Origin of the sequence: Comamonas squillarum, from assembly GCF_025309455.1 — a bacterium.
In the GTDB taxonomy this organism is placed as follows: domain Bacteria; phylum Pseudomonadota; class Gammaproteobacteria; order Burkholderiales; family Burkholderiaceae_C; genus Comamonas; species Comamonas squillarum.
Genome location: NZ_CP104377.1, coordinates 1,834,261 through 1,849,572, shown reverse-complemented (window position 1 = coordinate 1,849,572; position 15,312 = coordinate 1,834,261). Strand labels below are relative to the sequence as shown.

The 15,312-nt window shown below is 57.9% G+C and carries 13 protein-coding genes; 11 read left to right on the top strand and 2 right to left on the bottom strand.

Annotated elements, in window-relative coordinates; genetic code table 11:
- Positions 1 to 12: 12 nt before the first annotated feature.
- Positions 13 to 1,080 carry a DNA/RNA non-specific endonuclease gene (locus N4T19_RS08670; RefSeq protein ID WP_116925945.1) on the bottom strand — a complete coding sequence of 356 codons (1,068 nt, stop codon included), beginning with the start codon at positions 1,078 to 1,080 and terminating at the stop codon, positions 13 to 15.
- Between the two features lie 537 nt (positions 1,081 to 1,617).
- Here N4T19_RS08670 and N4T19_RS08665 point away from each other — a divergent pair.
- Positions 1,618 to 1,893 carry a hypothetical protein gene (locus N4T19_RS08665; protein WP_182342827.1) on the top strand — a complete coding sequence of 92 codons (276 nt, stop codon included), beginning with the start codon at positions 1,618 to 1,620 and terminating at the stop codon, positions 1,891 to 1,893.
- A 940-nt stretch (positions 1,894 to 2,833) separates the two neighbouring features.
- Here the strand turns inward: N4T19_RS08665 and N4T19_RS08660 are convergent.
- Complete coding sequence (locus N4T19_RS08660; protein WP_182342825.1) at positions 2,834 to 3,529, bottom strand: LexA family transcriptional regulator; 696 nt, start codon at positions 3,527 to 3,529, stop codon at positions 2,834 to 2,836.
- Positions 3,530 to 3,955: 426 nt separating this feature from the next.
- Between N4T19_RS08660 and N4T19_RS08655 the strand changes: the two genes are divergently transcribed.
- The 10 genes from N4T19_RS08655 to N4T19_RS08610 all read left to right on the top strand — a co-directional run bounded on the left by N4T19_RS08655 (position 3,956) and on the right by N4T19_RS08610 (position 15,284).
- Positions 3,956 to 4,228 carry a hypothetical protein gene (locus N4T19_RS08655; protein WP_260719917.1) on the top strand — a complete coding sequence of 91 codons (273 nt, stop codon included), beginning with the start codon at positions 3,956 to 3,958 and terminating at the stop codon, positions 4,226 to 4,228.
- 2 nt (positions 4,229 to 4,230) lie between these two features.
- Positions 4,231 to 5,172 (top strand): hypothetical protein, encoded by a 942-nt coding sequence (locus N4T19_RS08650; RefSeq protein WP_260719916.1) that lies wholly within the window; start codon positions 4,231 to 4,233, stop codon positions 5,170 to 5,172.
- Positions 5,169 to 5,630: a hypothetical protein gene (locus tag N4T19_RS08645; RefSeq protein WP_260719915.1), complete on the top strand. Its 462-nt coding sequence runs from the start codon at positions 5,169 to 5,171 to the stop codon at positions 5,628 to 5,630. The genes N4T19_RS08650 and N4T19_RS08645 overlap by 4 nt, the downstream gene beginning before the upstream one ends.
- A 52-nt stretch (positions 5,631 to 5,682) precedes the next feature.
- Entirely contained in the window at positions 5,683 to 6,195 is a 513-nt protein-coding gene (locus N4T19_RS08640) for a hypothetical protein (protein WP_182342817.1), read from the top strand.
- 721 nt (positions 6,196 to 6,916) lie between these two features.
- The gene (locus tag N4T19_RS08635) at positions 6,917 to 7,564 is read left to right on the top strand and encodes a phage tail protein (RefSeq protein ID WP_260719914.1); all 648 of its coding nucleotides are present in this window, start codon (positions 6,917 to 6,919) and stop codon (positions 7,562 to 7,564) included.
- Between the two features lie 99 nt (positions 7,565 to 7,663).
- Positions 7,664 to 8,047, top strand: coding sequence for a phage tail assembly chaperone (locus N4T19_RS08630; RefSeq protein ID WP_182342813.1), 384 nt, complete (start codon positions 7,664 to 7,666; stop codon positions 8,045 to 8,047).
- Positions 8,047 to 8,388, top strand: a complete 342-nt coding sequence (locus N4T19_RS08625) for a DUF1799 domain-containing protein (RefSeq protein ID WP_182342811.1) — start codon at positions 8,047 to 8,049, stop codon at positions 8,386 to 8,388. Before N4T19_RS08630 ends, N4T19_RS08625 begins: the two co-directional genes overlap by 1 nt.
- Before the next feature lie 64 nt (positions 8,389 to 8,452).
- Positions 8,453 to 13,450 carry a phage tail length tape measure family protein gene (locus N4T19_RS08620; protein WP_260719913.1) on the top strand — a complete coding sequence of 1,666 codons (4,998 nt, stop codon included), beginning with the start codon at positions 8,453 to 8,455 and terminating at the stop codon, positions 13,448 to 13,450.
- Positions 13,447 to 14,343, top strand: a complete 897-nt coding sequence (locus N4T19_RS08615; protein WP_182342806.1) for a hypothetical protein — start codon at positions 13,447 to 13,449, stop codon at positions 14,341 to 14,343. Before N4T19_RS08620 ends, N4T19_RS08615 begins: the two co-directional genes overlap by 4 nt.
- On the top strand, positions 14,343 to 15,284 hold the full coding sequence (locus N4T19_RS08610) for a hypothetical protein (RefSeq protein WP_260719912.1): 942 nt from the start codon (positions 14,343 to 14,345) through the stop codon (positions 15,282 to 15,284). Before N4T19_RS08615 ends, N4T19_RS08610 begins: the two co-directional genes overlap by 1 nt.
- Positions 15,285 to 15,312 lie beyond the last annotated feature (28 nt).

Here is a 15,312-nt window from a genome sequence, read left to right as displayed (position 1 = left end):
CAGACAAAGGGCTCAGTGCAGATGGGGCAGAAAATTGCGCCCTGTCCGCTGCACAAATTGCGCATAGCTCATTGGCGCGCCCAGTTGCGCATCGCCCCGGTTGGGCAGCACCCAGGCCCAGGCGCGTTGTTGCTGTTCATCAAACACCAGCTTGTACAAATGGCTGGGCACCCAGACCTGGTTGCGGCCGATGGTGGGGGTCTGGCCCTCAAACAAGGGGCCGGTATAGACAAACACGTTGCCGCTGGCGCGCTTGGCGTACTTGCGCACATCCGCTTCGAGCTTGGACCAGACCTGGCGGTTGTGCGTCGGGTCCTGCGGCACCATGTTGGACAGCGCAAAGGACTGCGCCATGCCGGTGGCGGTGCTCTGGTCCGCTGCCGGCGCCATATGGCCCCGGTCATAGCCACTGGCCTGGTAATCGGACAGCTCGGCCTTGTAGGCCGCGCGCAGGCGCGCATCGGCATAAAAGTGGTCGGTGCGCTGCAAGCCCGCCGCGCCTTGCAGCCGCTGGCGGCTCAAGCGCTCCACCGTGACGATCGGCGTTTTGGACAGCCCCGAATAAAGCACCGCAAACCCGGTCGAGCACAGGGTGACGGGCATCCAGTTGCGCCCCACACTGGCAGCACTGAGCGGCGCGCTGGCGGGCAACTGCTCGGCGCAGTCGGCAAAGCCCTGGCTGCCTTTATCGCTGCTCGCCTGGCTGGAAGGGGGCGGGGTGGGGGTGGCTGAAGCGTGCCCGGCATCTGACGCAGCGCCCCGGCTTTGCCGGGCAATCTCTAGAAAGCGGCTTTGCCAGTCTGCCGCGGTGGACTGGACCTCTTCCACCCAGTGCTGCACCGTTTGCACCGGCGGCAACTGCTGCAGCCACTGAGTGCTATGGCTGACCGCCCATTGGCGGATAGGGTCGAGTTGCGGCACATAGGCGGCCGACGCGATGGCTGCGACCGCGCTGTAGGCGGCAATCGCCCCTTTGCCCACCATGCCGCGTAAATAACCGCGCAGCAGGCCGGGGGCGGACTTGGATGCTTTTTTCTTTTTGGCGGGGCGCTTGGCGGAACGGGGAGGAGGGCAGGCCATGAACTACGACAACCGGGGCATGCCGACCTTTAGCCAGCACAGCAAGACAACTGCCGTATTGTGGCTCAAATTGCTACCTGTTGCCTGAAATTGCTATGAATTTTTAAGCTAACTATCTAGTGCAATGAATGCGTTGTGGCTATATGGTGCTGAAGGCCGCCAAGCACAGGACTGTATAAAAATATGGCAAATATTGCGCTGTAGAAGCGCAGCTGGCACAGCCGCCCCCGCGCCACCGGGGCTGGTGCTTCAACCAACGGTCTGCGGCGGTGGCTGCATCCCTCATAAAACAGATTTCACACGAATAGCAAACAACTGCAAACTGATAGTTGTTGTTAACCACAAATAGATTTAATCGAATATCATATAGCTATCAATTATAGCTAAGTGTTAGCGCGGAGTTAATCGCTGTAGCCGTTTCTGTCATTTACCATCCGCGCTGGGGGAGAATCCAGTGCGGAATTTTTGATGGCGGCACAGGTAATGGGTAGTAATGGTATTTGCTGCCCCCTAATTCGCAAAGACAATATTTACTCAATGTACACCCCTGTCTACGTGTATTTGTCGTCAGAGCCGTTTTCGAAGATAAAACTCAAGCCCACCAGCCATTTCGGCGTGTACAGAACGGATCCCATCAAGCTCGTGGTGAACGAAACCACGGTGGCGACCTACCAGTATGTGCGGCTGGACCGGGTATTCAACAAGATTTTTATCTACGATATCCATTTGCGCCGCGATGTGGGCAGCCTGGGCCTGGGCCAGTTTTATGATGAGCAAATGGGCGGGCGGGCGAAGTCGGGCGGGGATGAGTGATTATTGAAGTATTTTAATAAGGTACTCATTGCTTTATTAAGCTGCACATGAGCTATTCGGCCAGTTTGGAAGTTAGCGATATGGATCTATTTGGTAGCCATGGATCGTTGCTTCAAATACCTTACTCAACATGCTGTATTTGTGCATTGTTGCCAAGCCCCTATGACGTTAGCTGGACACGCAGTTCAAATATCTACTCAGACTTTTGAGCTATATATGTGAGCACATGTGTTAGTAGTATCTCCATTTTCCAGAGCCATGCTACTGGACTGCGCACTGAAGTGGCATGCATTGCTCGCCGCTCTTAACCTCGTCGCTTATAGACGAGGTCACCCGATCAAGCCATCTCTTTGAACGGGAGGACCGCAGCACTAGCTGGTCGGAGTGCGCTGTTAGTAAATACACGGGGTGGTTTTGGCTACCTCAATGAATCAACCGCTCTCTGTGGAGCACGTCTATGGCGAACTGCTACAGGCTGCGCACCATTGTCATGACCTCTATCGCTGCATTGAGTATTATAGGTATCAAAATTAATTAAATGATATCTATGAGATGCTTTTCTGCGATCATGTGCGCTTGTTCGTGGCTTAGCGTCTTCCAATTTCAGCGGTTTCGGCGCCCGGTCCGAACCATCTGCAGTCGCGGGATCCGTTATTTGGGTTACGGTTTGCGCGGGCTATGTCCGGTGTCACTTGTTGGCTAGCCTTCGCCAGGATGGATAGATAGTCAAACCTAAGTTAATATCAAAATTTAACTATAGTTAAGTAAATTTCTGAACTATTCTTAATTTCTACAATAAGATGCCCGGTGTCGGGTGCAGCATTGGCGCCAAGTATGCAGGCAGTGCTGACCGGTGATCTGCACCGGTCGCCTGCAATCAATAGTTGGTGGGTCAAAAGCCCGAGCGTGCGGTGGGTAAAGACAAGGCTTTGGCTGGTGGTCAGAGCTTCTGTCCATTCCAGGCCCAAAGAACTCGGCCGCGCACATCGAGTTGCTCCCGGCCGTCGAGCAAGTCTGAGGTCTTGATGCTCGGGTTGTCGCTGCTGATCTCGAACTGGCCATCCCAGCGTTGGCGCACGCGTTTTACAAAAAGTCGGTCATGGGCGCACAGCACATACACCCCATCGATATCGACCAGGCGAATGCCAGTATCAACCAGCAAGATATCGCCATCGTTGAAGGTGCCCTTCATCGAGTCACCATAGGCATGGATAAAACGCAGCGCCTGCACATGGGAAGGCTTGACGCGCTGCGTGACCCACTCCTGAGAGAGCTTCAGATCTCCTGTCAGCACGTCGTGCTCCAGCAACTCTGCGCCTGAGCCCATCGATGCGCTGTTGGACAGCACAGGCACGGCGATGGTGGGACGCCCGGGAATCGGCGCAGGGGACAGGTCACTATAGGGCATCACCATGTTGGAGCGCGACATCGTACCTTCGCCCAGCGCCAGCCAATCAGACGAGACATTGAGCAGCTGCGCTGCGCGAGCGCTGTTCTCCGCCGTCAATGCCTTGGTGTTTCCGTCCACCACCTTCTTGATCGCTTGGTAGGACAGTCCCAGCCGGTCTGCCAGATCGGCTGTTTTCATCTCTGCAGCAGTCATCGCCTGAACCAGGCGGTCTTTGTATTCAACCATGGTTTAAATTCTCGTAGAAAATATCTTAACTATAGTTGCTATTTGTTCTGAACTATGGTTTAATTGTGACATGTCTACACCAAAGTCACAAGCCATCCAAGATCAGAGCCAGGCCCCCGGTTCTGTGGTGGCGCATGAAGCAGCGCTCATGGAGTCGGATTCAGAAGCAGGGGGCTCTTATGGCGTGGTGTGCCGCGTCGGATCCAACAAGTCAGGCTGGTCAACCCTTGGTGCTTCTGTGCACGCGGGGTTGGTTCCGAATGCCTTTAGCCGCCCGGCGCAGTCTGTTGCATCCAAGTTCAGCCCGCAGCGGGTATCCAGAACCGTGGAGCGCAATCCCCGATACCCCGGCTATTTCATCGAGAGCGGGGCCCAAGCCCAGGCCTCTCACCATAAAACCCAACGTATTTTGAAAGGAGCACTGCGATGAACAACACCCGAGCCTATGACCCTGTGAGCAGCCACTGCGCTGCAGAGCATTCGGCACGGTTTGCTGACAGACATGTCTCCCGCATCATGGCAGCGCTGCAAGATGAGAAGTCGCTGACGGCAGGCGAGATGGCCGAATGCACTGGCATGACGGTTGAGCAAATCTGCCGCCGTCTGCCCGAGCTTGAGCGACGTGGCCATACCCAGGTAGTGCAGTTTGAAGGCGCGGATCTGCTGCGCAATGGCTATCGCGTATGGGAGGCGGTGTGAGCATGCAGCTGCCCTGGTTTCGCGCCTACACGGAGATGGTCGACGACGAGAAGCTGCGCCTGCTCGCCTTCGAGGACCGCTGGCATTTCATGGCGCTGCTGTGCCTCAAGGGGCGAGGTGTTCTGGATGATGCCGGCCCTTTGATGATGCGCAAGGTCGCCGTCAAGATGGGCATTGACACCCGCACCTTTGCGGAGGTGGGTCGTCGCTTGGCTGAGGTAGGTCTGATCGACCAGGAGAGCTTGCAGCCTTTGCGCTGGAACTCGCGCCAGATGCGCAGCGACACTGACCCCACGGCTGCTGATCGCAAACGCCGCCAGCGCGCAAAAGCCAAAGCCGGTCCCGCACTGCAGTCCGAGACGGATGGGGTACGCGTGACCGCAGGCGATGTCACGCGTACAGACAGAGAGACAGATGCAGATACAGAAGCAGAGAAAAATACAAATGAAGCTGCTGCGGTGACGGCTGGCGCAGGCCTGGGCTTTGGTCAGGCTGCCGGAGCCATGCATGACTCCAAAGCCAAAGCGGCCACACGCCTTGCCGATGCCTGGATGTTGCCGCAAGCCTGGTGTGACTGGGCAATGCAAGCCCGGCCAGATCTGACAGACGATGACGTGCGCAAGCAAGCGGAGGTGTTTGCCGATTTCTGGCATGCCAAGGCTGGCGCTGATGCGAAAAAGCTGGACTGGCTGGCGACCTGGCGCAACTGGATTCGGCGCTGCGAAACCCGCAAGCCCTTTGCACGGCAAGCATTTGGTGCGCAGCATCACAGCGGCGAGACCAGCTACCAGCGCAGCATGCGGGAACGCGCCCAAGAGGCAGCTCCTTCCATTGCCCGGCAAGCTCCTGAAGCATCGCCCGCCGATTTTTTCAAAAGCCAGGCCATTGAGGTCGCGGCCAGGCGCATTGAGCGGCCACAGAAAAATATCGGAGGTGCGGCATGAGCTTGCCGGTCGCATGGATAGACAAGATTTTTACCAAGCTCTCCTTGGTATATGGCCGCGACTTTCTGGGACGATGGGAGAGCCTGGACCTCAATGCCGTGAAATCCGATTGGGCGCATGAGCTGGCGGGTTTCGAGAAATTCCCGGAAGGCATCGCCCACGCATTGACACACCTGGATCTGGTCAAGCCGCCCACTGTATTCCAGTTCCGCGATCTGGCGCGCAAGGCACCTGTGCCAGAGGCTCGGCAACTGTCCGCGCCGCTGGCCTCGCAAGCCGTTGTCGCCGAGCAGCTCAAACGCTTGGCGCCGCAGCTCCAGCGTGCGCAGGCGCCGGCGGACAAAGGCTGGGCACACGCGATCATCCAGCGCGTCAAGGCCGGCGAGAGGCTCAACCCGACCACGGTCCGCTTTGCGTGTGAGGCAGTGGACGCGGATGGGAGGCAGGCATGGTCTTGACCACCATGCCAGACGAGCGCATGGCACTAGACCGCAGCGCCCACCTGAACATATGCGCAAGCAGAACCCGACTGAACCCAGCCAGCACAACGGCATTGAAGGAGCAAGCATGAGCAATACAGCAGAGCGGTACACGGCCGCGATAAGTTCCCGTGATCTGTCGGATGAATCGCACCGCATCGGCCAGGTGGACCTGATCAAGGCCAGCGGGATGAGCAAAGCCAACGTCGCCTTGCACTATCTGCGGATCATCACCAAGCCTAGCAGGGTGGATATGGAGCGTATGTACACAGCCTTGATCCAATACGGATCGACCAAGAAGCTGGCCGATCCTCAAGATGCTGCCCTTGAAGCCATGGCTTGGCTGCTGGACCAAAGGTGCAAGCCATGCCAGGGAACGGGCCTGACGGCCAAGGATGGCAAGAGCTACAAGTGCCTCAAATGCAAGGGTGCGATGCTGGCCAAGGAACCCAGCCGCAGGGATGTGCAGTTCCTTATCGACTATGTGATGGATTGCAAAAGAACGCACAGCAATAACTTGAATAAGTTGTTGCGGCCTGGCTAAAACTGTGGTATTCTCGTAATCGTTGAGACAGTGATGCGAAGGACGCGAAAGTAGCCCGCCAATGTCCTCAGCCATGAACTACTTGCGATGCTGTTGCGGCATCGCAAGGCCTTGGATGGCAGAGCTATGCCACCAGCCTTTGAAGCCTCGCCCCGTGCGGGGCTTTTGCATTTCTGGCGTGGGTAAATGCGCTGAAAATTGTCTGCACAGATGGGCTGTGGCGTTGTGCTGATTCACCTATACGGCGCCACACAATTGCACTTACCAGGCACCCATTCTTCTTACCTTCATTTTTGCGCCGAGGCCCGCTTTATGTGGGCTCTGTCGTTTCAACTGCAGCAAGCGCAGTCCGCACCTGAGTGGTTTGACGGTGTGGTATCTCCTGCTGAGAGCTTCCCAGTGCTTGAAGAAGCGAACAGCAGCCCCAGCCCGCTTGGGTGGTCTGATGGGGCATTGATCTGGAGGCCAGTGTTCGTGCTGGCCTTTGTAGTTACCGCAGGGCAGGCTCTGCGCGCATGCGCAGCCAACCATCTGGAGCCTAGCCCCTGCGACCCTTGACGAGAGAGCGCAGGCTGCCGACGTTCAATACGCCGCCCGCAGCCTTGTCTCTTTCAACCATCGCATACCGCCGAGAGGCGGTTTTTTTGTGCCCGACGAGGGCGAAACCGATCCGCCCTGCAATGACGCAGGCGGATTTTTCTTTTTCTAGAAAGGCCCAACCATGGCTTATGAAGTATCGACCGGCACCCGCTTCGCAATCTCGACCGGCTTTGGCGCTCCCGTCTCCGTGACCACCATCTCCAACGCCGCACCTCCTGTGATTGCTGCAGCCGCGCACGGCCTGAGTGCCAAGGACCCCTTCCTGCTCAACACGGGCTGGGAGGACATGAACGACTCGATCTTGCGTGTGGGTTCGGCCACCACGGGTGCCATCACCCTGGAAGACGAAGACACCTCTGATCTGATCCAGTTCCCCAGCGGCTCGAGCGCCGGCACGGTCCGACCCATCACAGGTTGGACCGAGCTGCAGCAGGTCAGCGAAATCAGCCCTACCGGCGGTGAGCAGCAGTACGCGGAATTCGCGCCGCTGTCGCAGAAGTACGGCATCAAGATCCCCACGACCCGCTCGGCAATGAGCTGGGAGCTGACCTTCGGCTGGGATCCCTCCCTGCCTGGCTACAAGGCAGCGGTGAATGCCTCCCGTGCCAACCGACTGGTGGCGATTCGCATGGCGCTGCCCAACGGGGGCTCGGTCAGCTATGCCTATGGCTACATCAGCGTGCAGGAAACCCCCGTGGTGGCCTCCAACGCTGTGACCACCGGCAAGCTGACCCTGTCCATGCTGCGCCCCATCAAGACCTACAAGTAAAGGTCGCCACACCTGTCTTGACCGATCAAGGCGGGTTTTCTATGCCCGGCAGGTAGCACCTGCACGGGCTTTTTTTGTTTGAAAAGAAGGAAATTCATCATGGCGAAGTCTCTCGCATCGTTTGCACCCACTCCCACCTTCAAAGGCACTGCCGATGTGCCCGTTGCCGGCAAGGGCCCGCAACCCCTGGGCCTGACCTTCCGCTTTCATGACACCGAAGCCATGAAGGCGCTGTCGGCCGAGTTCACAGCCTTGCAAGACAAGTACAAGGCGACGGCCGAGGCCCCGCTCAGCGATGAGCAAGAGAAGGACATGCGTACCGACCAGGCCAAGCTGGTGATGAAGATCGTGTCCGCCTGGGAGTTCACCGATGACTTCAGCGTTGAGAACATCACGCAGTTCTTTGTGACCCATGCGTTCGCCTTCGGTGCGATTGTGACTGGCTTCTTCCAGGCTCATTCGGGCGCCAAGACAAAAAACTGATGGAGCTGGGCCGCGCGCTGTTTGGCGAACGGTCCAGTCCCCAACAACTGGTGGCCATGGGCTTTCCTTCCGAGATCATTAAGGAACGCGAGCCCCTGGTGTGCTACCCCGACAACGAGCTGGCCTACCGCTGCTTCATCGACAACTCCAGCCAGTGGCGTGCAGGCATGGGCGGCATCTACGCCCTTGACTACAACGTGATCTACAGCTGGTTGGATGCCGAGGGCATCAAAAAGCGCAAGCGCAACCAGGTGCTGCGCGAAGTCGGCCTGCTGGAACGGGGCGCGCTTGAAGCGATGCAGACGCGCAGGGAAGCACAGGAGCGCTCCCGCCAGAAATAGCCCACCTCGGTGGGCTTTCCTTTTTCTACGCTCGCCTCGGCGGGCCATTTCTATTGGTGCTGCTATGGCTGATCTAGAAAAAAATATCAAGATTGGTGTCGACCTCTCGGATCTCCAGGTGGGTGTCCATGAGGCCATCAACAGCATTCAGGGCTTCTGGAGTTCGGTCGAGGCCGGCTCCAGAAATTCCGCACAATCGTTCGAGCTGATGACCTCGGCGTTTCAGAGCCAGTCATCGGTGATCCAGGTGGGGATCCGGGATACCCAGCGCTTCTCAGAAACCTTTGTTCAGGTGCAGCAAACCAGCCAGGTTGCGCTGAGTAGCTACTCCAGAGACCTGGCGACGGTGCAGCAAGAGCAAGAGAGCGCAAATGCCTCTGCCAAACGCTGGACCGAATCCACCAAGGTGGTGTTCGGCCTGCTGGCACAAGGCGCGCCCGCGTTCTTTGGCAAATTCATCACCGAGACCATCAATGCAGAGAAGCAGCAGGCCCAGCTCTCTGCCGTGTTGAAGTCCACCGGCGAGGCTGCGGGTTGGTCACAGGAACGGCTCAACGGCATGGCGACATCGCTGTCCAAGTCCAGTGTCTTCTCGACCGGCGATATCACCCAAGCGCAAACGCAGCTGCTGAACTATTCCAATGTGGTGGGGCAACAGTTTCCGCAGGCCATGCAGGCCGTGGTGGATATGTCTTCGCGCATGGGCACATCGGTGACCAGCTCTGCGGAGACCATTGGACAGGCGTTGAACTCCCCGTCCGAAGGGCTCAAAGCGCTGGCGGACAAGGGGGTGCAATTCACCGACCAGCAAAAAGAGATGGTCGCGCAGTTGGAAGCCACCGGCCAAGTTGGTGCGGCACAGGCCGTTATTCTGGATGCGCTGCAAACCTCGTATGGCGGTGCGGCAGTTGCTGCCAGGGATACGCTGGGTGGCGCCTTGGAGGCGCTGCAGCACAGCTTTGCGACGGCCATGACAGGCGACAGCGGCAGCCTGCAAGGGATGCGCGAGGGCATTGAGTCGTTGAACGATACGCTGTCCTCCGAAGCGACACGCGAAGGCTTTCAGACAGTGATTGGCGCGATTGCTGGCGTCATTGAAATTGCCATCAAAGGCATCAGTGCGCTTGGGCAGCTGGCGAATGCCGCCTCGCTGAGTCGCAAGGAGACTGCGCACAAGACCGCCAGTGCTAACTTTGACTGGAACAAGAAGAACTATGAGGAGGCCAAGGACTTGGCAGAAGCTGAGCCTGGCAACAAGCGCTACGCAGCTGAAGCTCAGAAATACTACGATGCGATGCGGGCTGACCATGCGAATATGCAGCGCATCACTGCATCGATGCAGCCTCCGACCATCGAGCTACCGACGGTCAAAGTGGAAACTCCCAAAATCACGCCGAGGCGGGCACCTTCTGCAGGAAGTAATTCTGCTGGCAATGCCCCCCGTGAATCTAATGGGGGTGATCAGGAGCATGCGATTTCTGGCATCAAGTCCAGGATTGCGGCCGAAGAGGATCTGATTGATCGTCTCAAGGAGCGGGCTGCAGCGGCCGCCAGCATGAGCGAGTCAGACCAGCTAGTCATGAAGCTGCAGAAAGAAATTGCTCGCACAACGGATGCGAGTACCAAAGCCAATTTGCAAGGCCAGCTTGTTGAAGCGCAGCGCTACCAGGTGATCCAGCAGGTCCGGGGTGAACTGGAGAAGCAGATTCAGACCCAGGACGAAGCAAGCAAGAGCTATCTCAAATATATCGACGACCTGAAAAAGTCAGCAAGTGCGATTGGCGATATGGCAGACAAGCAGGATGTGGCCAACGCAAACTTTGGAAAGTCCAAGATAGCTATTGCCGAAATGGCGATGGAGAAAGCCCGGTCCGAAGCAAACAATGCCAGCGGAGTGCCCTGGAGACCTGAGGTCAGCGAAGGTTTGGCGAAGGTTGCCGAGCAGCATGAGCGTTATGTGCAATCGCTGAAAGAAGGCGCATACATCGAGGCCAGCAGCAAGTATGCAGAGCAGCTGAAAGCTGCAAAAGAGGAATATGAACTGCAGCAATACAGCATGTCCCTGCTGGGCGTGGAAGAAAGCCAGCGCCAGAAACTGCTGGCTGTGCGCAAGGCTGAGTTGCAGCTTGCGCGTGAGATTGAGCAGATCAAAAAGAGTTCTTACGATTCCAACAGCGAAAAGAACGCGATCAAAGAAGCTGATTTGATTGCTCAGGCGAGACTCACTGCAGAGACGAAGCTACAGACCGAGCTGGCGCGCATTCAGGACCAATACGTCACGCAGCAGGCAAGCAAATATGCGGATGTCGTGCGCCAGGGATTCGCCGACTTTCTCAATAACGGCGCTCAGGGTCTGAAGAACTTGGGCAAGTCTTTGAAGACGACCGTACTGACCTCCATTTCAGATGCTTTGTACAAGGCATTCGCGCAGAAGTTTGTGATGAACATCGGCGCGAACATCACGGGCATTATTACCAGCGGAGTGGGATGGCTGGCTGGGTTGTTTGGTGGAGGCTCGGGACTTGGTGGTTCAGGCGATGGCGCCATGAGCTTGCTGAGCGGTGGGTCTAATGCATACAGCCTCTATACCGGGGAAGGATTGCTGGGTCAGACTTCTCGCTACGTAGGAAGCATGCTTGGCTGGGGTAATACTGCGACCTTTTCCGCGCATACCCTCAACTCAGCAAATGCAATAGGTATGGCCGGAGGTGACTCTCTTGGATTTCTGGCTACAAGCTCGGAAGCCGCGGGAGCTGGCGGATCCGGGATGGGCAGTTGGTTTTCCGGTGGCGGTTGGGTGATGAGTATCCCAATCATCGCGGCATACCTCGGCGGCATGTTCAAGGAAGAAAAGCAGGTCGGCAGCGGCCTGATGGGTGAGCTCGGCGGAGACATGTATGGCTACCAGCTGATGCGAGAAAGCGGCAGCTTGTTTGGTGGTCCGAAGTACCGCTACCTGGCTGCAGAGAAGGAGATCGAGAAGGCCAATGCGCAGATCGAAACGCTCCAAGGCCAGATCGCGGCGAACCCGGATGCCAAGGAGAATGGCTACCGTGAGCGCCAGCTCCAGCAGCTGTATTCGCGTGTCGAAATGCTCAAAGAGAACTATGGCACGGCGATTGAAGGCTCCAAAGGCCCCATCAAGGTGCTGCAGGATGCCTTCAAGGACATGCGTGAGGACACGGCCAAAAAAGCCGATACCCTGGGGCTGAATGGAGACGCAATCCGTGCCATGAAGGTGGCACTGGGGCTCGATGAGATCCATCCGGACACGGGCGGCAAGGGCTTGCAGTTGACGGGCCTGTCGCAAGAGGAAGCATCGGCCAAGATCCAGCAGGCGCTCGCGCAGGCCAATGAAGAGCTGGCACGCAGTGTGCTCGGCAGCTGGCAGGAGCAGACCAGCGAAGTGACCCGCATGGTGTGGGACAACGTGCAAGTGGCCGGCGATGGAGACACTGAGCAATGGGCTCGTGTCGGCCGCCAGGTGACGGAGACGGTTACCGAGCAGATCTTCGTGATGAGCGAGTATGTGCGCACGGGTGAGACGGCAGTTGATGCCTTGACCCGCATGTCATCCAGCCTGGTCGGCGTCAACCAGATCTTTGAACTGTTTGGCTCTACCTTGCTGGAGGGCTCGCTCTCTGCAGGTGACTGGGCCAGCAAGCTGGTGGATGCGGTTGGCAGCATGGACGCGCTCACACAGGCCGCAAGCACTTATTACGATTTGTATTACAGCGACGACGAGAAGCGAAGCCGTGCGACCAAGGTGGCCAACGACGGTATGGAAGAGCGTGAGCTGGACCTGCGTGTTGGCGATGTGGATGCAAAGAAGAAGTACCGCGCCCTGGTTGACAAAGCGATTGCGGACAAGGACGAGGAGCTGCTCGCTTGGCTGCTGCAGTTTGCGGATGATTTTGCCAATGGCGTTGATGCCGTGAATGCCAGCTTGGAAGAGGGATCCAACAAGCTTCAGCATGCCCGGGAAACGACGCTGTCAACGTTGGGGCTGTCGATGGATGGCCTGGTCGATGGCTTCATCAATGAGATCAACGAGGGACGTGGTGCGGAAGCCGGTAGCTGGCTGGCCAATCAAATCTCGGCGGGCTTTGAGCAGGCTGTGTACGAGCAGGCGGTGAACACCATTCTGGCGTCCATGATCGACGGGATGATCACGCCGATGCTGACTGCTGCACTCACTGGAGCCAATGTGGCTGATGCCGTGAGCGGTGCAGCGATTGACAACATGATTTCAAATGCCAATGCGGCGCTGCAAGCACTGAATACGTTGCTGACCAGCACCGAATTCGTGGAGGGCATGGAGAAAATCAAGGTCACCGTCAAGTCGTTGGGGAACTCCATTGGCGTCAGCATTCCCAAAATGCGCAGCTACCAGGGAGGCGTCTCCAGCCTGGGCAGTTCCTACGACTCGTCCGCCAAGGCTGCAAACTCTGCGGCGGATGCGGCCAAGAAGCTGGCTGAACAGTGGTCCAAAACCATTGACGCCATGTCCAATGAAATGAAGCGGCTGCGCGGGCAGTTGCTGGGCTCTGGCCCGGACCACGGAGCGGCATATTACGAGTCCCTTTTTGCCATCAAGACGGCCCAGGCCCGATCTGGCAATCAGGATGCAGCCGACGAGCTGCCCTCGATCATCCAGGCGCTGGAGGAGCTAGCAAAAGCCAGTGCAACGTCCCAGGCCGATGTCTTGCTCAAGCAGTCGGCCTGGCTGGCGTCGTTGGCCGATACGAGGAACTTCCTGGCCAATAAATACGGCGTCGATATCGGCGATGTGAAAACCGCAGAGGTGGGCGCTGCCACTGCAGGGCGCGTGGTTCAGGCGAGTGGCAACACCGCTTTGCTCAGCGCGCTGCAGGCGTCGAGCGACAACCCGGTGCTGGTGGCGGAAGTGCGGGCCCTGCGCTTGGCACTCGACAACCATGATGCCAACCGCAAGGCCGAGGCCACGGTCGTTGTGCCTGCCGTGCAGCAACTCAACAAGACGCTGCGCATGTGGGACGCCGATGGAATGCCTGCAACACGTACACAGGAGGAAAACGCATGACAGGATTGAGAACCGTCAGCCCGCTGGAGATCAGCGATGGCGTGATCGTTGCGCAGCCGCCCGTGGAAGACACAGCTGCGGCCTGGTTGGCTGGCGCCTGGCCCGCAGGCGGCAGGGTGCGCTACCAGCATCTGGTCTACCAGGCCGGGGCGGACATCAATGACAGCATTCCGCCGCCGGACAACCCCACGCTCTGGATCAAAGTCGGGCCCACCAATACGTGGGCCCTTTTTAATGGGCGCACGTCGCAGAGCTCCAAGTTCAATGCGACGGCGTCCTACCGGTTCCGATTTGGACGCGCAGTGGATGCCGTATGTGCCATGGGCATGACCGGTGTGCATTCCGTCCGAGTGCGCGTGCTGGACCCTACCTATGGCACCGTCTATGACAAGGCACTCACCGTAGGCCTGGCGCCAGAGACCGCCGATTGGTGGGAATGGCACTTTGGCGAGTGGACGCCTACGGGTGTGCTGGGGCTCTTTACCGGGCTACCGGCATTCCCGCAAGCGGATGTGCTGGTGGATTTCATCGGCACGACCGACATGGAGGTCGGCAACCTCATTTTGGGCAATGCCAAAGAGTGGGGTCTGGGTGTCGAGATCGGGGCCTCGGTGGGTATCCAGGATTTTTCCCGAAAGGAGCTCGATGAGTTCGGCAATCGTGTGCTGGTCGAGCGCACCTACATCGGATGGGCGGATATGTCTGTGCCCATCCGGCGCTCAGAAATCATGGCCATCAAAAACTACATGACCAAGAACCGGGCCAAGCCCATTCTGTTCCTGGGCTCTCAAGACATTGAGGCCCTGAACGTATTTGGTATCGCCAAGGATTGGTCAGTCGCTATCGAGTACCACGACTACTCGATGTTTGCAATTCAACTTGAGGAGGTGTGATGCCTTTAGTCGTTCCAACCCCTATTCCCGCCTATCCCCCAGCGCCGCAGCCCACGGATGACCGTGTCAGCTTCAGCACCAAGGCCTTTGCGCTGGCGGCAGCCTACGAGCCGCAGCGGCTGGCTTTCAATACAGCTCTGGGCCAGGTCTATACGAACTCGCAATGGGCGCAAACCAAAGCGCAGGAGGCGCAACAAGCGGCCTCCAGTGCTGATGATTCTGCAGACGCAGCGCACGTCAGCCGCGTGGCCGCTGACCAAGCTGTCCAGGATGTGCGCGATGCAATGGCCTCCATTCAAGCTGGGCCGGTTGCCTCTGTTATGGGGCGCACCGGGGTGGTGACTGGGTTGGCTGAGAGATCGGGTCCCATCTACACAAAGGCCGTGTCGATGGCCAGTGCGCCTTTGGGGCAGTGGGCGAGCTATAACGATGGCACAGGAGCAGGGCCTGACTGGCCAACTAGTTTGGCTATTTCTTGTTGGAACGTTTTCACGTACGGCACAGCCCTGCGCAAGACACAGCGTGCATCGCAGGTGCTTGAAGGGACACAGCAGGGCTGGATATTTGAGCGACAGCTGCATGATGCTGTTTGGAGCCCTTGGCAGAGAGTGCTTGGGGATCGGACGCTAATAGAGTTGTCCGCAGGAGGCGGAATTACCACAAGCGGGTTTCTGATTAACCCATCTCTTGGCTCGGTACAGCAATACGGTATTCAAACATCCGTAACGCTGAGCATCACCCCGGCGAGGTCCCCGGGCGATCAGGTTACCTTCTGCGCACATATGCAGGGGGCTTTCTCGATAACCCTTGGCGCTAACATCGCGCTGCCTATCGGCGCCTCGTTGCCAACGGTCGCTAACGGAGAGATGCTGATGCTTATATTCACGGCGAAATATGACAACACCTGGTATTGCTCTATTGGTGGAAAGTACCCAGGATGACGGCGCGGCGCTTACTCTTGGCGGGCGG